Source organism: Pseudomonas sp. PS1(2021) (genome assembly GCF_020405165.1).
GTDB classification, from domain to species: Bacteria; Pseudomonadota; Gammaproteobacteria; order Pseudomonadales; family Pseudomonadaceae; genus Pseudomonas; species Pseudomonas aeruginosa.
Genome location: NZ_CP084484.1, coordinates 1,110,086 through 1,129,468, shown reverse-complemented (window position 1 = coordinate 1,129,468; position 19,383 = coordinate 1,110,086). Strand labels below are relative to the sequence as shown.

At 56.2% G+C, this 19,383-nt stretch carries 18 protein-coding genes; 1 reads left to right on the top strand and 17 read right to left on the bottom strand.

The features are described from left to right. Positions 1-64: 64 nt before the first annotated feature. Positions 65-1,165 (bottom strand): sugar diacid recognition domain-containing protein, encoded by a 1,101-nt coding sequence (locus LE197_RS05610; protein ID WP_170869667.1) that lies wholly within the window; start codon positions 1,163-1,165, stop codon positions 65-67. Between the two features lie 426 nt (positions 1,166-1,591). Here LE197_RS05610 and LE197_RS05605 point away from each other — a divergent pair, with 426 nt between their 5' ends. Continuing rightward, a complete protein-coding gene (locus LE197_RS05605) occupies positions 1,592-2,851 on the top strand; it encodes a VWA domain-containing protein (RefSeq protein ID WP_023083418.1) in 1,260 nt (419 codons plus the stop codon). A gap of 109 nt (positions 2,852-2,960) precedes the next feature. Here the strand turns inward: LE197_RS05605 and LE197_RS05600 are convergent, their stop codons facing one another. The 16 genes from LE197_RS05600 to LE197_RS05525 form a co-directional block, all read right to left on the bottom strand. Then, positions 2,961-4,154: a DUF4236 domain-containing protein gene (locus LE197_RS05600; RefSeq protein ID WP_023083417.1), complete on the bottom strand. Its 1,194-nt coding sequence runs from the start codon at positions 4,152-4,154 to the stop codon at positions 2,961-2,963. A 112-nt stretch (positions 4,155-4,266) separates the two neighbouring features. Then, entirely contained in the window at positions 4,267-5,598 is a 1,332-nt protein-coding gene (locus LE197_RS05595) for a hypothetical protein (protein WP_023083416.1), read from the bottom strand. Positions 5,599-5,974: 376 nt separating this feature from the next. Next, on the bottom strand, positions 5,975-6,553 hold the full coding sequence (locus LE197_RS05590) for a TerD family protein (RefSeq protein ID WP_003090776.1): 579 nt from the start codon (positions 6,551-6,553) through the stop codon (positions 5,975-5,977). Positions 6,554-6,588: 35 nt separating this feature from the next. Further along, positions 6,589-7,167, bottom strand: a complete 579-nt coding sequence (locus tag LE197_RS05585; RefSeq protein WP_003090777.1) for a TerD family protein — start codon at positions 7,165-7,167, stop codon at positions 6,589-6,591. Between the two features lie 28 nt (positions 7,168-7,195). Next, positions 7,196-8,230, bottom strand: a complete 1,035-nt coding sequence (locus LE197_RS05580) for a TerC/Alx family metal homeostasis membrane protein (RefSeq protein ID WP_003090778.1) — start codon at positions 8,228-8,230, stop codon at positions 7,196-7,198. 12 nt (positions 8,231-8,242) lie between these two features. Next, a complete protein-coding gene (locus LE197_RS05575; RefSeq protein WP_010792504.1) occupies positions 8,243-8,692 on the bottom strand; it encodes a tellurite resistance TerB family protein in 450 nt (149 codons plus the stop codon). 47 nt (positions 8,693-8,739) lie between these two features. Then, positions 8,740-9,930 carry a TerD family protein gene (locus LE197_RS05570; RefSeq protein WP_023083415.1) on the bottom strand — a complete coding sequence of 397 codons (1,191 nt, stop codon included), beginning with the start codon at positions 9,928-9,930 and terminating at the stop codon, positions 8,740-8,742. Then, complete coding sequence (locus tag LE197_RS05565) at positions 9,927-10,520, bottom strand: TerD family protein (protein WP_023083414.1); 594 nt, start codon at positions 10,518-10,520, stop codon at positions 9,927-9,929. The genes LE197_RS05570 and LE197_RS05565 overlap by 4 nt, the downstream gene beginning before the upstream one ends. 2 nt (positions 10,521-10,522) lie before the next feature. Next, a complete protein-coding gene (locus LE197_RS05560; RefSeq protein WP_023083413.1) occupies positions 10,523-11,251 on the bottom strand; it encodes an HAD family hydrolase in 729 nt (242 codons plus the stop codon). After that, positions 11,251-12,198 (bottom strand): HpcH/HpaI aldolase/citrate lyase family protein, encoded by a 948-nt coding sequence (locus tag LE197_RS05555; RefSeq protein ID WP_023083412.1) that lies wholly within the window; start codon positions 12,196-12,198, stop codon positions 11,251-11,253. The genes LE197_RS05560 and LE197_RS05555 overlap by 1 nt, the downstream gene beginning before the upstream one ends. After that, on the bottom strand, positions 12,198-13,292 hold the full coding sequence (locus LE197_RS05550) for a cysteine protease StiP family protein (RefSeq protein ID WP_003090784.1): 1,095 nt from the start codon (positions 13,290-13,292) through the stop codon (positions 12,198-12,200). The genes LE197_RS05555 and LE197_RS05550 overlap by 1 nt, the downstream gene beginning before the upstream one ends. After that, a complete protein-coding gene (locus LE197_RS05545) occupies positions 13,285-14,043 on the bottom strand; it encodes a hypothetical protein (RefSeq protein ID WP_003090785.1) in 759 nt (252 codons plus the stop codon). The genes LE197_RS05550 and LE197_RS05545 overlap by 8 nt, the downstream gene beginning before the upstream one ends. Beyond that, complete coding sequence (locus LE197_RS05540) at positions 14,033-15,160, bottom strand: phosphoribosyltransferase domain-containing protein (RefSeq protein ID WP_023083411.1); 1,128 nt, start codon at positions 15,158-15,160, stop codon at positions 14,033-14,035. Before LE197_RS05540 ends, LE197_RS05545 begins: the two co-directional genes overlap by 11 nt. Before the next feature lie 68 nt (positions 15,161-15,228). After that, positions 15,229-16,368 carry a trypsin-like peptidase domain-containing protein gene (locus LE197_RS05535; RefSeq protein ID WP_023083410.1) on the bottom strand — a complete coding sequence of 380 codons (1,140 nt, stop codon included), beginning with the start codon at positions 16,366-16,368 and terminating at the stop codon, positions 15,229-15,231. Positions 16,369-16,443: 75 nt separating this feature from the next. Further along, on the bottom strand, positions 16,444-17,442 hold the full coding sequence (locus tag LE197_RS05530; protein WP_031634352.1) for an ATP-grasp domain-containing protein: 999 nt from the start codon (positions 17,440-17,442) through the stop codon (positions 16,444-16,446). 477 nt (positions 17,443-17,919) lie between these two features. Next, a complete protein-coding gene (locus tag LE197_RS05525; protein WP_023083408.1) occupies positions 17,920-19,026 on the bottom strand; it encodes an endonuclease/exonuclease/phosphatase family protein in 1,107 nt (368 codons plus the stop codon). Positions 19,027-19,383 lie beyond the last annotated feature (357 nt).

Below are 19,383 nucleotides of genomic sequence, written 5' to 3'. Positions count from 1 at the left end.
GATAGGTTGGAATCACAGATTTTTCGTTGTCCTTTTGTGCAAATTCATAAGGACGACGAATGTCTTACTCTGCCGCCAGGATCATCGCCAGGTAGAGTTCAGTCGTACCTTTCGGTGATGCGAGGTCGACCCCGGAAATATCGGCAATTCGCTCAAGTCTGTAGCGAAGGCTATTCCGGTGGATATTCAAGGCCTCGGCGCAGGCCTGGCCGTCACTTCCATGCTCGAACCAGCATTTCAATGTCCTGCGAAGCTGCCCATTGCTGTCCTCTTGCTGCAGAGCGACGTAGGGGAGTGCCAGTTGCAGAAAGCCGTTCTCAGAACGAAAGCGCCACACCGCCACCGGAATTCTGTGAGCAGCCAGGTCCAGCCATTGTGCATCTGGCATTTTGGCTTGGGCATAGGCCATCAAGTCCGATAGCTGCTCAACTTCAGAATGTAGAGCCTTCGTTTCGGTGTTAGGAGTTCCGATCGCTACCCGGGTAAACGGAATTCCAGCGCGGGCTACCCGCTCACGAAAATCCGGTGGTGCTGACCGGGGCGGACACCAGACTAGGCCCAAGGCATGTAGAGGAACACACCAGGCGTCTGCGGCCTGGTGCCGAATCCATTCGGCCGCCAGGTCAAGGTCTTCTGGGGTTGCCATCTCGAGAAGGACTGCCGTGCGGCGAAGGTCAGGTCTCAGCCCCAATCGTTGGGCCTCAACGATGGCCCGTTGAGCAGATTGGCCAGACAGGAGGATGGCTGTCAGAACGTCTTCGATCCGCTTCTGGAGCCAAATCCGGTGCTGCTGATCATTTCGTTGGGCGACCAGCATCTCAGCGGTCATTCGAACCATCTCAGCGAACGTGCGTACCTCATCAGGCGCACCAGATACGCCAATAACGCCGATCACCTGGCCATCCAGGCAAAGCGGGAAGTTCACCCCTTCTTGCACGCCCCTGAGAGCGCCAGCGGCTGCGTTGTCGATCTCAACAGCCCTGCTGTTGGCGAGTACCAGCTGGGCCCCTTCGTGGCGGGTATAGAGGCGCTCAGCCTCGCCCGTCCCAATGATCAAGCCCTGGCTATCCATCACGTTCACGTTTCGCGGAAGGATGGCCATCGCTCGGTCGACGATTTCCTGAGCGAGGGAGTGGTCAAGATCGAACATGTCGGCGGCCTTCATTTTGTTTCAGGCCAGTGTACCGAGGTCGGTGCTTGCCACCAGCCTTTCGAACAATCATTTAGCAGGCAGGAGGGACAGCAAGCGGTGTAAGTCCACAATACTCAGGTAACCTCTGCCGCTGAGAGTCTTGGGATCAGGGTACAGCAGTAACGCCTGAACACTCAGCCGGTACGCTTCAGGATTTGGCGTCCGGTATACATGACCGAGAAACAGCTAGCAGCCACAAAGGCAAAGCCAAAGAAGCAGAGAGCTGATCGTCAACGATGACACGTTTATGTGCTGGCTTGGTTGATCAATCTGCGCCGTTATGGTCAAGCTGGCGCGTTAGTTCCTCTAGGCTGCACATTCCTGCCACCGGAGCCCCCAAGGCACGGTACTATCCTGTGCTGCACCTGGTGCATGATAGAACTCTCAAGGAAGCACTAAATGCAGATCAGCCAGGGGCAACGTATCCCGTTATCGAATCTTATGCAGGGTCAGTTCCTGTCCCTCGCTATCCAGATCAACTCCCCTTACACGGTCGATCTCGCCTGTTTCGGTCTGGATGTTGCAGGGAAGCTGTCGGATGATCGTTACATGATCTTCTTCAACCAGCCAAACTCCCCTTGCGGCAGCTTGAAGCAAGCTGGCGCGGAGTTCAGTCTGAACCTCGCAGGGCTCCCCTCTTCTATTGATCGCCTGGTGTTCACCGCTGCAATCGACGGCGTAGGAGCCATGTGCGACATCCAGTCTTCATCCTTCACCATCAAGGATGCGACCGGAATGATCGTTGCTACCTGCCCCTTCGCTGGCAACACCTTTGCCACTGAAAAAGCCATCATGGTGGCGGACGTCTACCGTAAAGATGGCCAATGGCGCCTGGCGTCGAATCTCCAAGGTTTCAACGAAGGGCTCAGCGCCCTGGTGAAGCATTTCGGTGGCGAGGTTGCAGATGACGCACCTCCCGCCGATCCACCTGAATCGGCACCCGTTCAAGCCACTATCTCGTTGGAGAAGAAGGTGGCGGCCGCCGCTCCGCAGTTGATCAGCCTGGCCAAGAAAGCCCAGGTAAGTCTCGAAAAAGCGAAGCTGACGCATGTGAAGGCACGCGTAGCGTTGGTACTTGATGCCTCGGGCTCCATGAATTCTCAGTATGCCAAGGGCCGCGTGCAAGAAGTGGTCAACAGGCTGCTTCCCCTGGCTGTCCACTTTGATGACGACGGCTCGATCGACTGCTGGGCTTTCGCAGCACAACCGCAGAAGCTCTCCGAGATTACCCTGAGTAACTTCCAGAACTTCATCAATACCGACAACTATGGTTGGCGTGACTGGAATGTTGGTAGCAGGATCAACGACGAACCCAAGGTAATGGAACAGGTGATCAAGCATTACCTCAGCGACGGCGACCGCTCACCAGTCTATGTGCTCTTCATCAGCGATGGTGGCGTCCATGAAAACAGGAAGATCACCAAGCTCATGACCGATGCCGCGCAACTGCCCCTCTACTGGCAGTTCGTGGGCCTTGGGGGCAGAGGCTACGGGATCCTGGAGAAGCTCGACGACATGAAAGGCCGAGTAGTGGACAACTGTGGCTTCTTCGCGCTGGATGACCTACACCAGGTCACTGAGGAAAGGCTCTACGACCAGCTCATGGAGGAATTCCCGAGCTGGATCAGGGAAGCTTCGGCGAAGGGGATCATCGGCTAGCGGAGCGCCAGAAACCCAAGGAGGTCTTTACTAGAATGTCCTTCAAAACAGATAACCCGCCTTGATGGCGGGTTTTCTTTTTTAGGAGCCGTGACCTTGATTACCTGGTTCAGCCAAGGGTGGCTAAGTCCATTGGGGTGATTTCTCGGAACCGCGATGTTCTGTCGACGCTCACCACGGCCCCGAATGCCTTCAACGTCGCACCTGGATCTATCGCCTCCAGCCGGCTGAAGTCCAAGGTTTCCCATTGATCACGAGAGATCAGCGCCGAGATTACATACTGATCCCCGATACTCCCCGTTGCCAAATCTGTGCGCTGAATGTACCCGGAAGCAAGGCACTTTTGGATGCCTGGGAGCAAGGCAAAAACCTCCCCAACCACGCGGAAAACGGTGCCGTAGCAAAGTGAGACGAAGTCCTTACGAGTCTGAGCTTCGGACCGGGTTTTAAAGGTGAGCTTGCCATTGCCCCTGGCTTCAGCAGTTCGGTTGGGCACATCCCCTTCACCAGGCAAATCTATGTCCAGAGCAATGCCCGAAACGTCATGCGAGAACTCGTACTCGAGGAGCGTTTCTTTCGGCCAGGCAATGCCGGATAGGACATAATCGAGGGCACGCTCCATCTGAGCGCTGTATCCCTTTGCGGCAAGTCGAATGGCCTTATCAATGTCGGATCGCGCCTTCTCGTGAGCATCACGTGCAGCGTTCCACTCGACAAGATCTTGCTGGTACTGTGCTTCTAGTTCCTGAGCCTCCTTTTCCATCTTAGAACTCCGCAGGAGCATCTTGTCGAGCAGCCCTGGAGCGTCCGTTGAAGGTCGCCGCGGTTCGTCCAGATCGAATGCCTGTGGTAGCGCCGGCAGAGCACCCGGCCGAGGGGTCATCATATGAGCCGATAGGCACTCATTGAGCGCCTGGTTGATCTTGGCTGCAGCTTTTTCCAGAAGCGCCTGGATCTCGTCACTCTTCTCTACCTTCACCCTCTTCACGATTGCCGGCGGAAGGGGAGCGTCTTCCAAGTCGGTGATAATCAACGAACCATCATCGTCGACTTTGACCTTGATCGGCCCGGAATAGCCTGCCGAGTCTGCAGCAGGGTTTGGCGCGTTCCTTGTCCCCGATCGGTCCAGCCGTTCACGATACGCGAGGCCGGTCCCGGGCAGGCCAGCGTTGAGGTAGGTACCACGCTTGCCCATCGTTAAGCTTAGTCCACGTGGCCCAACAGAGGTGCTGATGCCCGACCCGCTGATGTTGAGCCGAACACCAGGCACGATCGTAATTCGTTTGCTGAAGCGAAATCCCATTTCTTCCTCCGAGGTCCTCTGGAAATGCCGGGCTGCTCACTGACTGGCAGAGATCTTGGCCAATCTATGGGCTATACGTGCGAGTTCAGTGAAGCTGGATACTAGACTGAGACTAATCGGCTGGGACATCGGAAACCTGAATTGCCGGCTGTTCGTGGAGCTTATGGCAGAATTCAGAATTATAGATCCCCACTAAATACTCATCTTGGCTTGCTCGATTCATATCTTTTAGCGACCAATCCTTTTTAATCATCTGATGGTAATCGGCCATAATTTCTGGATTAGGGTTAATAGCATTGGCCAACCCAGTCTGATTAATCTTATCTGCGATGATGTCTATCGACGCTAACTGCCCAACAAGTTTTGAGGCCATGCTGCACTCCAAAACTCGCTTGGTCGTCACTTCTTTTTCGTCCGATGAATCATTCAGCGTAAGCACTGAATAGAAAGGCGGTTCAGCAAGAGGTTTGGATGATGCCTGTGTCGGCACTACACCATCACTTTTGTACTCCTGTAAAATAGAGCCATTCCACTTATACAGACGCTTTGTCTCCATGGATGGGCAGCAATCTGCATCATCTGGGCCGTGCGAGAGCTCGACATAGCTGAGAACGCCATTGCCTTCGTCAGCCAAATCAGAGGCGGAGTTCATGATATCGAGGCGTGTCTTAGCTTCCCACGCATCACCGTTATGGATGAGGGGAACAAGATATTGGTTGCTGTAATTACCGCCATTAATTGGCTCAAGAGTGTACATCACAACTGCATCAGTGCTGCCGTTGCCGTCGAAATCGACCTGCAGGTAACGGCGGGCTTCGCCGTATTCACTGGCGGCATTCTGCTGTGCGTGCTCAATAATCGCCGCGTCAACCGCTACCTTAAGCCCATTAGCCTCAACATCCTGCGAAGCAGATTGAACAGGCTCTTCTTTGAGAGACTCGACAGGCTTTGGCGCTTCGGAAACCATATTCGGCGCTTGCTCCCAAACTTCCTGTAGCTTCTTTCTGTTTTCTAGGAGCCGCTTCGTATACTCCTCAAGGATGGCACTAAAAAGTTCGTCTGCATCTGATGCCTCAATAATTCTTACAGACTTCCCATCAAATGGCTCGAACCCCCCCATAAATACACGAGTAAAAAAGCCCGGCCTCATGACTTCAAAAGTCTCGACCATTTTTCCGATGGATTTTTCTACATGCTCTTCAAATCTCTCGGCACTTTCCCCTTTGAGATCTAGACGCTCAGGCCCTGCCGCAATCATTTTGCCCTTAATAACTTCCAGAAGCATGATGTTGTAGTCGATCGCTTTGTCGTTACAACTATTGGAAAAAGTGGCAAAGCACTCCTGCATATACTCCTGATGAGCAAAATTGAGCTTCTGGTCGTTAACGAAGTCGCAGCCAGCCAGTGCTAAAGGTACTGCCATTGCCAGTGATTTTAACTTCATTCCATTCCCCATCACGGTAATTTCACAGGTCTTAAAATCCAACCAACCAGAGCCGACAGGAACTGGTCACTTACATGCTATCTGAATCGCCTACGATTTCGTAAAACCCTTCAAGCCTCAAATGAACATACACTACTGATCGGCCGTTTCAACTCAATGTAGCTACGAAACCAGGGGCGATTCAATTTAATATGACATGCATTGGGCGGTCTAAATCGCGCATGCTGCAGTCTTTGCTGTTATAGATCTTAACGAGATCAACCGAGTTGCGATCATCCGGCTATCTAACGCATTATCTTGCCGACCACGACACTCGTTCTCTTCCTGCAGATATGAAAAAGCCCCGGTAATTCCGGGGCTTTTTCCGCCTTTCGGCTTAGCCGATGCTCACGCCGTGAGCTTCAGCCAGAGGCTTCAAGCCGCCAGCAAAACCTTGGCCGATCGCCTTGAACTTGAACTCGTCGTTGTGACGGTACAGTTCGCCGAAGATCATGGCGGTCTCGGTGGAGGCGTCTTCGGACAGGTCGAAGCGAGCAATCTCTTTGCCGTCGGCTTTGTTCAGGACACGGATGTAGGCATTACCCACCTGGCCGAAGGACTGCTTACGAGCTTCGGCGTCATGGATGGTGACGGCGAAGACCAGCTTCTTCACGTCTGCGCCCAGGCCGTTTAGTTTGACGTTGACTTGCTCGTCGTCGCCATCGCCCTGACCGGAGCGGTTGTCACCCAGATGCTCGATGGAGCCGTCAGCGCTCGTCTTGTTGTTGTAGAAAATGAAGCTGGCGTCGTTGAGAACTTTACCGTTTTCGCCAGTGACGAAAACGGAGGCATCGAGATCGAACTCGGTGCCGTCAGTTACGCGCGGATCCCAGCCCAGGCCCACGATGACCTCGGTCAGACCTGGTGCTTCTTTGGACAGACTGACGTTGCCGCCCTTTTGGAGAGAAACTGCCATAATGTGATTCCTTGATTCAGTTTATTAGATGGAGGTCAGTTGACGGTCAGACCGTAACCGTTGGCCAGGGCCTTCAGGCCACCAGCGTAGCCTTGACCAACAGCACGGAACTTCCATTCGCTGTTGTGGCGGTACAACTCGGCGAAGATCATCGCGGTTTCAGTCGAGGCGTCTTCGGCCAGATCGTAACGAACAATCTCGGAGCCGTTGGTCTCGTTAACGATACGGATGAAGGAGTTGCCGACCTGACCGAAGTTCTGGCGACGATTTTCAGCGTCATGGATCGTCACGGTGAAGGCGATCTTGTCGACGTCGACCGGCACGCGGCTCAGATCGACCTTGATAGCCTCGTCGTCACCGTCGCCGGCGCCATCACGGTTGTCGCCGGTATGCTCAACGGAACCGTCCGGACTCTTGAGTTGGTTGTAGAAGATGAAGTCTGCATCGCCGCGGACTTTACCGGAGGCGTTTAGCAGGAAAGCGCTGGCGTCGAGGTCGAACTGGGTGCCATCGGTGGAGCGAGGGTCCCAACCCAGGCCTACCAGAATTTTGGTTAGGCCAGGCGCCTCTTTAGACAGGGAGAGGTTGCCACCTTTTTGCAGAGACAGTGCCATGTATACAGCTCCTTGTGGTTGCTACTGATTACTGGTTTTCGACTTGCGCTTCTTCCTTTTCCGGGAAGATCACGCTTGCGAGGATGCCGACTGCCAGAACTGCCAGGACGATAAGCAGGCTGGTATTCGGATCGATACTGATGCCGTGATGGAACAGGTGGTTGGTGGCGTTCAGGCCGAGCTTGGCAGCGATGAAGAACAGCAGCACGATGACCGCCTTCTCGAGGTGCACCAAATAGCGCTTCAGTGCTTCGAGAACGAAGTAGAGGGTGCGCAGACCCAGGATGGCAAACAACATTGCCGAGTAGACGATCAGGGGTTCACGGCTCACCGCGATTACGGCCGGAACCGAGTCGAAGGCGAACAGAACATCGGACACCTCAACTACCACCAAGCACAAGAAAAGCGGAGTGGCGAAAAGACCACCTTTCGCCGCCAGGCTTATGTCTTTGTTCTCGGGTTTCTGCACTTCGACTTCTAGCTTCTTGCGGCTCACAAAGAAGTTATGACCGTACAACTTCGGCCATACCGGGAAGAGCTTTTTCGCGAAGCGGTAGGCAAGATGTTGGGAGTAGTCCTCCTCTTCATCATCATCGTCACCGCCCTTGAGCATCATCACAGCGGTCCAGGCAACGATCAGCGCGAAGACGATCTCGACCCAGGGGCCAAATGCCAGCAGGCCGGTACCGATGACCACGAATACTCCACGGAAGACGATAGCGCCGATGATGCCCCAGTAGAGAACTCGGTGACGGAGGCCATCCGGCACCTTGAACCAGGCGAAGATGGCCATGAAGACGAACAGGTTGTCGACCGACAGCACTTTCTCCAAGGCGTAGCCGGTGACGAACAGGCTGGCGACTTCAGCGCCGTGCTGCACGTAGAGGAAACCTGCGAACGCCAGAGAAATCGCCACCCAGAACACGGACCAGATAGAGGCGCGCGCCAGGGTGATCGGCTTGTCATCGCGATGGGTAACCATGTCCAGCAACAGCGCGGCAAGTGCAAGGCCGACGAATACCGCCATGGTCAGCGGTGGGAAGCCAATGTGAGTCGTTTCCACGTTTAAGTTTCCTTACAGTTCGAAGTCTGCCGGGTTCAGACCCAGCTCTAGGCAAATCAGGCGGCATGCCGCTTTCTCTTTATCATCGAAGTCACCGTCGGAGGCGCCGATGGCGCAGGCCACACGCACCAGTAGCCGTGCTTCGCCGTCCTTGCCCTTGACCTTGCTGATCGCCTTCAGGGCTTCAGCTTGACCAATCTGGAAGTCGAACTCGAACTTGCCGCAGGCGTCGCTGAAGACTTTGATCACGTCGTTCAGGTTGAAGACCTTCAGTTCCGGAGAGTTATTGATGAAGCCGGTCATCTTCATCTTCTCCTCGGATTTGATTTCACCATCCGCCGCGGAGATCAGCGCGCACGCATTTGCTACTGCCTCCATGAAGGTGCGATTTTTGAACTTGGCGACCTCAGTCGTCAGAGTCTCGCGAGCTTTCGTCGCGTTGGTTTTCAGCCATTCGAGCATGTGTTCCTCTCAGTGAGCGGGGCCCTTCGGCCCCGCCGGATCAGTGTTTACTTGGAGCCCGCCGTCCAGCGCATCCCCCAGCCGTAGGCTTTGTCCATATCTTGGTGCCCACGGTGGAAGTCGACTCTGCGGGAGACCTTAACGGCCCCGTTTACGTTTTCAAGCAAGGCGATGGCGCACATCCCATAGCGTCCACCTTCTTCGTTCAGGCGAACTTCGATTTCTGGCTGGCCCGGGATGAAGATCGTCACGACGCCGTCGGTAGCTTTCCAGTTCGGAGCACCTTCGTAGATGAACGCGAAGACCAGGATGCGTTTGATCTCGCTCCACTGCCGGCCGTTGATGTGCATCCACTCGCCGCCAGCAACAGAACCAGTTCGGTCGTCGCCCATCAACTGAATGTAGGGCTCATCGTTCAGATCACCGAAGGCCTCCCCCAGGGCCTGAACAACTCCCTTGTAGCCATCTTGCAGTTCGAAGAGACACCCAACGTCGAGGTCGACGGACTTGCTCTTGCCAAAGATGCCGCCGAGTACACCGCCACTTCCACCTTGGTTCCAGTTCAAGTTCACCTTGATCTCACCAAACCCTGCAGCAGGCTTGTCCAGGCTGATGCTCGAGCGAGACTTGTCGAGCGTTACCTTGCTGAGGCTGATGGTCGGCTTCGGCGGGGCTGGAGGTACTTGAGGCGGCGCAGGCGCCGCAGCGGGAGTCGGTGCCGGCGCGGAAGGCGGTGCAGCGATTTCGACGCCGAAGTGCTTTGCCAGCGGTCCCAAGCCTCCCGCGAAGCCCTGGGCGACACAACGAAACTTCCACGCTCCCTGCCGAAGGTAGAACTCACCGAGGATGAGGGCGGTTTCATTCATCCCGTGTGTTGGGATCTGAGCTTCGATCCCTCCAGTGAGCGCTAGCGATAGCGTCGACACGCGATCAAAGGTTGCCTTGTTCTCGTAGATGGTTGCGGTGAGGGCAACTTTCTCCACGGCAGGATCAACACGGCTGAGGTCGACTGTGAACTCAGCACGACCGGCCGAATTGGCGGTTAGCTGAACAGCCCCACCTAGAATACTAGTTTGACCGTAGAAGCACATGTCGCCATCGCCGCGAACCTTCCCCGAGGTGGTTAGGGCGAATGCAGAGATATCGATGTCTGCGCCTGGAGCCGGCGTATAACTGATGTCCACACGCAGTTGGCCGGTGGCAACCGGCGCATTACCGCCAGGTACCAGGGTTGTCATGCGCGTACCGCCTGAATAGCCAGGTTGACGAGGTCGTCCGCAGTGCGGCCGTTAGTGGACTGGCCGATCGCCTTGAAGTCCCAATCGTTACCCTTGCGGCTGAGGCTAGCCATTACTACGCCGGTGTGCTGGCCCTTCTCGGCGAGGTTGAAGCGCGCCAGCTCCTGGTTCTTCGAGTTGTTCACGATTCGGCAATAAGCATTTTCCACCTGGTCGAACTTCTGACCGCGGAAGCTGTTGACGGTGAACACCAGGTGCTGGACGGAGGCTGGCAGACGCTGCAGGTCGACGTTGATGGTTTCATCGTCGCCATCGCCTTCACCGGTGAGATTGTCGCCGGAGTGCTTGATGGAGCCGTCCTTCGAGCTAAGCTGACGGAACCAAACCAGATCCACCGGCTTCATGTTCCCGTCCAGCAGAATGCAGGAGGCGTCGAGGTCGATCTCGTCGTTGCCACTGCCGAGGAGCTTGGAGAGGAAACCTCCAGACTTTACCGGATCCCAACCCAGTCCGAGGCTGACCGAGGTCAGGCCGCTGCCGGCAGTTTTTTCCAGCGAAATGCTCTGATTTTTGCTCAGGGTGATTGCCATGCTTACGCTCCTTGTTGATCTTCAGAGTTCGAGTGGGAGTCACGCGGAGAAACACTCACCGAGCTCCCGGCCTTGCTATACCGCGAGCGGGAACGCCGCCACGCGGGGTGAAAATGACGCCAATGCGCATCTTGCGCTGCATCCAATAATTCATGATCGCCATGGGTATCCCCCCAGGCCCTCAACCGATACTGTGTCAGAGGGCCATATATGGCTTCCAATCGGCGTACCTTGTTCTCGCAGCGACAGTTGTTTCCGCTGATCCTGCCGGTCAAGTGACCATCGACCACTTCCAGTTCTGTACCGATGAGCTTGATGCCGAGACGTTCGGCGAAGGGCCGCAGAACTAGCGCCGGAGAAGCCGAGCAGAGTGTAACCTCCGCTCCGGACGCAATTTCGGCCGCGACTGATCTTACCCCTGATGGGCGCATGAGCTTGGGCCAAACCAACTGGCAAAAATCTTCAGCTTTCTGACATACCCATTTGGCTTCCACGCCAGCGAGAAATGTGCCTATCAACTGGGCCTTAAGCTCATCCCGGGACATGCCCCTGGAGAGATACCTCAGGGTGGGCAGCGCCAACCTGAGAATGCGTTGGGTGAACTCGCGAGTGCCGAAGGCAAACCGAAGGAACGGCACGAAGCTGTCGTGCCGGGTGAGAGTGCCATCGAAGTCAAACACCGAGAGCACCTTCGCTCCTTTCGGCCCAGCCTCCAGCATTTCGATGCTCATTAGTAAGCCTCGGCCAGGCGGACACTGTGCTCGCCATTGCCCATGTCGGCGGTTTTCACACCATGCCACTTGGCGCGTTCAAGGATGTTCACTGCCCACTTGTAATGAGTAGCCGGTTCGCACATTGCATCGTTGTGCTTGAAGACGGCGGGGGCTACATCGTTGACGATCAGCTTGGCACAGTTGAGGTCCTCCAGGCTCACGCGGAGAGTGTCCTGAATGATGCGGATCTGACTTGGATGAATTGCCGTCTTGCCTACCAGGCCATGTGCGATGTCGAGCTTCAACTCCTCCTGAAGAAGATGAGGCGTGGCCAACTGCTCGAATACAGGGGCCGTCAGGGCAAATCCCTGTGCTCCCATCACGCCGGCGAGCATGGGAATCACGTAGCTCATCGGTGTGTTGTAGAGCGTGGTGGCAGGGTTGCGGCGCAGGCCGAGGCAACCCATGAGGTCGTTCCCGCCAATCCGGAGTGCGATGATGCGTTGGTTCAGGTTGGCCTTCAGAGCCTGGCCGAGCTCCACCATGGCACCCGGGTCGTAAACATCGCTCGTTTCCAGGGTTGGCATGAGATAGAGGTCAGGGTTGCTAACAGCGGCTTCCCAAAAAGGAAGAGACTTCAGCGTCAGCTTGGGAACGACGAACCCGTTGACGTGCTTCATCAGCGGCCATCCGTTCAGCACTGCTGCCATCTCTGCATCGCGAGGACGGAGGAAGAGCAACGGCCCTTGTTCCGGGCGGCCGCCACGGGCCTGAATGCCCATGAGTAGGGCCTGCAGATTTGCGAGTGCACTTTCGACGTCGATCGCCGCCACTGCATCTTCCAGGCACACAACGAGTGAGCGAAGCTCAGGGATCTTCATCCCGAACACCACATCCAGGATGTCATCGCGGGTTGCCGGCATGTACAGAGTCGCCCCGAGGGCGAATGGAGAAATCGCCTTCATCAGTTCGTACTCCGGATGATGGTTACCGCACGATAAGGTCCAAGAGCCTCGCCGGTCTCCTCCACCGTTACCCCTGCGCGCTCGGTGAGATGCAGTAGGAGTTGCACGTCGCCGTCATTACGATCTCGCACCAGCACGTGATCGGGCACTCGGCGCAGGACTGCTCGGGTAGCCTCGGCAATACCTGGTTTCACGCGATTCAGGTTGCTGATGCCAAAGCGGGTAGCCAGGGAGGTAACCACGTTTTCGGCCGCGGCCTGGAGCTTCAGGCTCTGCTCGTGCGTCCAGGGCGATGCGGTTTGGACGCTACTCAGCGCTTGGCGCTCAGCCTCGATCTTGTCGATGAATTCACGAGTAACGTCGTGTTCACTCAAGTGGTCGTAGACCACGCAACCATGAAGCCCACCTTGAGTCGGCCAGATGGAGCGAGACACCAAGCCGGAAACGGTTGCGCCCAAGATTCCGGACGGGATAACCCAGTCCTCTGCGGAGGCGGCGAGCCATGCGCGGCCGCAGGGGTCGGCTAGCACAACGAGTCGGGGCTCTTCCGGGAAACGCTTGTCGGCACCTAGCGTCCGCTTGAGCTCGCCAGAGATTGCTCCCTTGCCGGTCCAGCCATCCACGAAGACAATGTTCTCAGCACCGTGCAACTGGATGATCGCTTCGAGGGCCACTGTATCGATCCCACGATCACGGATAATGCTTACGCCATAGTGGTGGGCGTCACGGCCCATCTCGACCAGTGCCCGACGGAGCAGGACGCCAAGGGGAAGGCCGGCGCGCACGAAGGAAACCAGTGCGATGCTGGAGCCGGTGCAGACGGCACTCAACGCCAAAGCCAGAGATTGAACATCTTCAGCCATGCGAGCACCGTTCAGCACTAGCGCGCGAGCGTACAAGGACTTGTGAACGTCGGTAGGCGCGTGTTCTTGGCTGATCATCTCCGAATAGTGCTTCTGATTGGTCTGAATCAGGCGCTCCTTCTCCTCGACATCGGTGACATTCATTTGCACCGACCGCAGAAGGAAATGGACGTCTTCCGGCGCGTAGCTTCCGCTGCCGACGGTATTCAGGGTGGCAAGGAGATTACTCAATGATCATCTCCTCCACGGCCTTGGCCAATTGGCTGCGAGCGGGTGTAGCCCACATGTGGCAAAGGCCCATGAATCCTAGGTCAGTAATGCTGTCGCCGAAGCCAAGGACTGGGCGATCTCCATTGATCTTGGCGTCACGGCGCAGCCATTCTTGAACTGCCAATCGCTTGGCCAGCCCCTTGGGCAGGAAAGCGAGGTTGTTGCCGTTGGCGTGAATGTGCATGCCTTCCAGCATGCCTCGGGCTTGAACCTCGGCCAGAACCTTGGAGAGGACAGCGTCATCAGATTCGTTCTGTTTGGTCACCACGTAGTGGCGCAGACCTTCTTCTTCCACAACCCAACCGCGGAGCGAATAGCCCATGTCCTTCCCGATCCGCAAGGTTGCTTCGCTCAACGCTGGCAGTCGATCCTGGAAGGCCCAAAGGGATTCTGCCATCTGGCCATGCCAGTCCTGATCCAGTGAGCCGTCAGAGTGGAGCATCACACCACCATGCGAGCAGATAGCCCCCTCGGTGAAGGGGAGCTTGACGCGGCTGTAGGCCTCAACGTCACGCGCAGTGACAGGCACTACATCGGCAGAAGCCAGCAGCCAACTGATGAAGGAGTGCTGGATCGGGTTCATGTACCCATTGGGTTGGCCGTGTACGTCCAGCGTCGCGGTAGTACGCGGCGTACCTTCGACCATCTTGCGAGAGGTCTGGAACAGGGTGTCGTCGAGGTCGACGAATACCAGGGGACGATTAGTGCCCATCGAAAATCACCTCGGCATTCAGGGCAGCAACCAGCTCTGCAGGAGCAGCCTGCTCGGGAGTCTCGGAGCAGATCAGGACTCGGTCAAACTGCCCCGGCTTCACGTTGTAGAGGAAGTTCGGGATGCCAAGACCGTAGTTATCTGAGAACGACAGGGCGTGCTCGATGGCGTGGCCCAGGGCGATTGGAGAGCGGGTGGTAGAACTGAAGTGCACGTCCACACCAGCACGTTCCAGTCGCTCAGCCAGCAGGAAGGGACGCCAAACGAACTCACTTGTACCCACCACGATGACTTTCTCGTTAGGGTGAACCCGGATGTCGGGGGCAAGCGTGTCGTCCACACGACGAACGCCCAAACGCCCCCAGTCCTTGTCAGCCGAAAGAGGCCACTCGCCGATGGAAACTGCTCCCACGTCGGGCATTTCGGGTAGCGGGGCAGCTGGGTTTTCATGGAACTGGTAGGAACCCTGCATCAGCGAAACTGCAGTGGCTGATTCCCCGATGGTTTTGCGCACAGCGCCAGCAGACCAGTCCGTGAGGACGCACGTGACGATACGTTCGATCTTGCTCAGTCCGGCCTCTACCAAGGCGCGGTGCAGATTGACGAAGGTCTTCCCAGTAGAAGCCTCATCGTCCACCAGCACCAGCGACCGCGCCTGAAGCATCGCTTCCCTGATTTCGGGATCGACGGGCATGTGGATCAGGTGTGCACTCGCATGGCTATGCTCTTCCTCGAATCGAGCGAAGAGGTCAGTACCAAGGGGGTGGCGAGTGCTGATGAGGTACACACTGTCAGAGCGGGTGGCACTGAAGGCGCGGTGCACACCGGCACCGAGGCCAACCGCCGTTTCGGCCATGCCAATGACCAGCACCGGACCGGGGAGATCAGGCGGGATTTCGGCGGCTAGGCTCTCGAAGCTGGCAGCCATAACCGAGGGGCGCACGGGTATATGGCGGCCCAGCACTTTCGACACGAAAAGGAATGCTCGCTTGGGATTCCGGCGCTCTGCGAAACCGAACAGGTCAGCTGGAGGGAGAACGGTGTCTTCGACTTTGACCTCGAGGAGCCCTCGCTTGAGTTGGGCGCGTACGGACGTTGGTACTATGATATTTTCCATGAATGCTTCCTTGTTTGGCACGAGGGCTGACCCTAACGCCTAGTCCCGAGATTCAAGCAATTGTTTCCCTATGGATTACGCGCCTCGATTTTCCATAGCGATTGCTGAGCTTCACGGGCCATTTGAGATGTCGAGAAAGTCTTTCCTGTTGGTGTACGAGCTGGCTCGATACCACAGGCATCAAGAAACGCCAGGGCAAGCCCGGCCTTGACCGCGAAGTTCATGTTCTGTGCGTCAGGGATCGTGGAAGTCACCATCCCTACTACTGATCCAGCTGCGTCAAAGAGGGGGCTACCACTTGATCCCGGCTGAATTGGTGCAGTGAATTGGAGCAGGCTGGAGTCATTGTGCAGGCCAAAGAGTGCTGAAACGCCACCTTGGGTGACGTGCACTCCCCCTCCGGCCAGACCAGCAAGTGGGAACCCGAGGGCCACCACAGGCTCGCCAAGGTCACACCCAACTCCATCCCGGAAAGCCACCGGCTTAAAGGCTGGCGCTCCCTGCACTCTAAGGAGTGCCAAATCATTGCGTTGATCTACAACCACTGCCTCGGCACGATGGCGTCCTTCGAACGAAGCGATGTGGATCTCTTTCATGTCCTCAATGACATGCGCGCAGGTGAGAATATGGGTGGAAGTCACAGCAAAGCCGGTGCCTGTCGCTCCGGATGCTGGTCGGCTCTGTTCTGAGGAACTGGAGCGGCGGTGCGGGTGAGCATCGTCGATCTTCAGGCCGATGCGACGTCCAAGAGCTGCTAGGCCATAGGCCGACCCCTCGGCCAGAGCACGGAATTTCCACTGGTGATTGCGGCAATAGAACTCACCGACAATGATCGCTGATTCACCATTGTCGGACAGGTTCAAGTTGAACTCGATCTGAGAGTCGATCTGCAAGCGGAGTAATCGCAGGTCGCTTACTGGGCCCATTGCCGAGAAGGTGTACACGACCAAGAGCACCCTGTCGGCACCGGTCGGGAGTTGGCCGAGATTCAAGTTGCAGCAGATTTTCTCTTGCCCACCGCTCCACTGCATCCAGGCCTGGGAAACCTGGAAAAGTGCTGCTTCCCCTTTTGGGTGACGCTTATCGTCCAGCGGAAGCAGAGCGACAGCGGCATAGTCCCCGAATGCCGAGGGATTGCCGCACTCCAGCGTCCAGGAACATTGCGCCGCTCCCAAAGCGGTGTTTGCGCCAGGCGCCATCACCATCATCCCTGCTTTGCTCCTTGAGTCCCGAACCTTACTAAATGCGACGAAATGGTATCAAACTTGAAGTCTGACTACATATCAAGTTGCTACTGGCACCGCAACGGTTATGGCTTTCACCCTGATGTTCGGTATCCAATCACTCACCGGCTCAGCCAGACCAAGCCTTCTAGTGGCGAAGATACCTGGCAGGTTCACTCCCGTATGTCGGGTGTAGCCGATGCCACCGGAGTACCGCGGATTGATCTCGAGCAGATGTGGGACACCGTCTAAATCATCCCGCGTTTGGACATTGACCAGGCCATCGCACTGGAAGTGAGCGGCAGCCTTCAGAGCGAGCTCCACCGCCGGCGAGGCATTCTCGAAGGTCTGGTGCAGCCCTTCTTTCCGGCGACCAACAAATGCCACGGGGCGGCCGGATTCGCAAACCATGTCGATCGAGCACTCGCTTCCTGTCATGTACGGCATCACCAGCATGGCGGAACGATCCGCTCCAGCCCGGTAGGCATTAAGGTATGTCTCGAACTGGACTTCCCGAGAAGCGGGGTTGGCGAAGCAACGAAACGAATCCACTTCAGACTTGAAGCGCCAGAACCCCTGACCATATATACCTACCGCTGGTTTGACACAGACGTCGCCGTGAACACGAAGGGACTCGTAGGCATCGATGAGTTCCTTCGCATTACGTGCCGTGATCGCCGGGACACACGCAAGGCCAGCACGCTCTGCTTCCGCCGTGAATTTGCTCTTGTCATCTACCAACTCGAACGTACCCATGCTCGAGCCGCCGGTAACCAAAACCAGGCCAGCGACCTCGAATCGATGGCGCTGAGCCTCAAAGACACTCCCCACGCGGCCGGCTAGGATGACTTTAATCCCATGCCTTAGGGCGGTCTCGATCACCCAGTCGATTCGTTCCTGGTTGTCCTTCGGTTCAAGGAAGCTTACATCGGCGCTTCCGGTGATTTCGGGCCTGTCTTGGCGATGTGAAGCAAAAATCCTCACTTCCGGCGGGAGGGCTTCACGCGCTCCCAGAATGATGTCCCGCTGGCTGGACTGTCCCTCAAGAAACCAAATCAAGATATGCATCCTCAGGGTGGCTGCGGCCGGGCAAAAAAGGCGATCAGCCATGTTTATGGTGGAAGGGGCGATAACGGGGGCTCGGCGTGTATCAACCGGCATCCAGCATTCTACTGGAGTGTATCGCCAAGATCTAAATATCACTCTGGCCGCATCTTGAGCGTCTTTCAGAACCTCGTGCACGCAAGGTTTGGTGTTCAGTAGAGTGCTGAAGTTATCGGAGAAACAGAGCCTGATCGCAACTCTCAACGGACTCGTTCCTGGACCCAGTTGAAAGAGAAACGGTATTGGTTACTAAAGGGAACTTGAATGCACCCATCCGGTTGCTGGTGGTCACTACAAGGTGCTCGCACAGGCACGGCCCAACTCCTAATCGGATAATGGGCAGCCGAAGCTGCCCTAGGTCACATTGATGCGTGCGACTGCCTCACTGCGATGAGGCTGTGACACCAACCTTTGGTCGGTGCATTAGATCTATCAGCGACAATTGCCGGCCAACCGGTACCCTGCGGCTTCTGCCTCCTGGACACTGCTGAACTCCACTCGGTTCTTTGGTGATACTTTGTCGTAGCTCGGGCAGCCCGGCCAGTGGAAAATGCGGGAGTTAGCATTTCCGCGGATATGGTCGGCATCGTCTATGTTGGAGGCGATGGCTGCAGTGCTCTTCTGAGCTTGAGACGGGAAAATCTGCTTCATTCCGCCCCCCGCAACTCGACTCCTTTCTGCCTCCGGTCGGACCGTTACAACCCCCTGGCGCAGCTTCGCATTTCCCAGGGTGACGAATACGGGAGCGTGATCACTCACGTGCTTCCGGCTTTTCTCATGGCTCCAGCCGATCATCCGGGGGTAGTCCATGATGCCCGCGTTATCCAGCTTCAGACGATGCGTCCTGGATACCCAGATGTTGTCGTAAAGATTGGCGTAGAGCCCTTCGCGTGCGGAAAGCGTGGTTGCGCCCTTTGTAATGAGGGGCGTTGCGTGCTGTGAGAGGCCGGAAAATGCGGGGTGAGAGGGAGGCATATTGAAGTCACCTACCAGCATGACCGGGGTTTCTGGGTAGATGCTTTCCAGCCACGCCCAGTAGCTCTCCAATTCCCTGACCTCCGGCTCACGGTCTTGGGGACCTTTCCCGTACAACACGTGAATGCTGGCCACAGCAAATAACGTACCATCTCGTTTCGATTTAAATCGGGCCGATAAGGGCTCCCTAATAAAGCGATCGCCTCGATCCATGTACACGACTGCCCCGTCTTCGTATACGACAACGCTCTCACGCATGAGGAAAGCATAGAGTTCTTTGTAGGAGCGGGAGCCCACCGCATGGCTGACCAACGTCGACCATTGCTCCCCGGTCCGTTTCTCAAGCTCCGCCTCCAACTTTGTCAGTCCTTCCTCATTCATCACTTCCTGAATGGCTACCAGATCTGCTTTCCCTGCCACCTCGGCGAGTGCTGGAAAGCTCTTCTCCCCACCCTGTCCCAACCTCATGGCGTTCCAAGACATCAGAGTCAGATCCGCTGCCGAGCTCAGAGAACTGACCAGAACAGTGCCCAAAAGCAATGCGCCATTGAAAAACCCTTTCACCCGTTTACTCCTTTTGTTTGGGCATCAAACGTAACTGAATTTTCAGCTACCGGCCGATTCTGTTGAAAAAAACCGTCATGATTCTGCCCCATGAAAGAGCATGAGCGACGTTGAAATCTGGTTCGCTCAAAACTTATTTTTTCGTAGAGGCACCGAAATCTAATGTATTTTTTAACCGTCCAAAGCTGCCATCTCAAAAACCAACTTTTCCAACAGAATCGGCGGAAGAGGTTCTTCGCAAACAACTGCATCCATGCCAAACAAAATCTCTAACAGCTGCTTACGAAGGGGCACTTCATTATGATTTTGACTAGGGAATTTTGATGCTAGAACTCTGGCATAACCGGACTAAGCCAC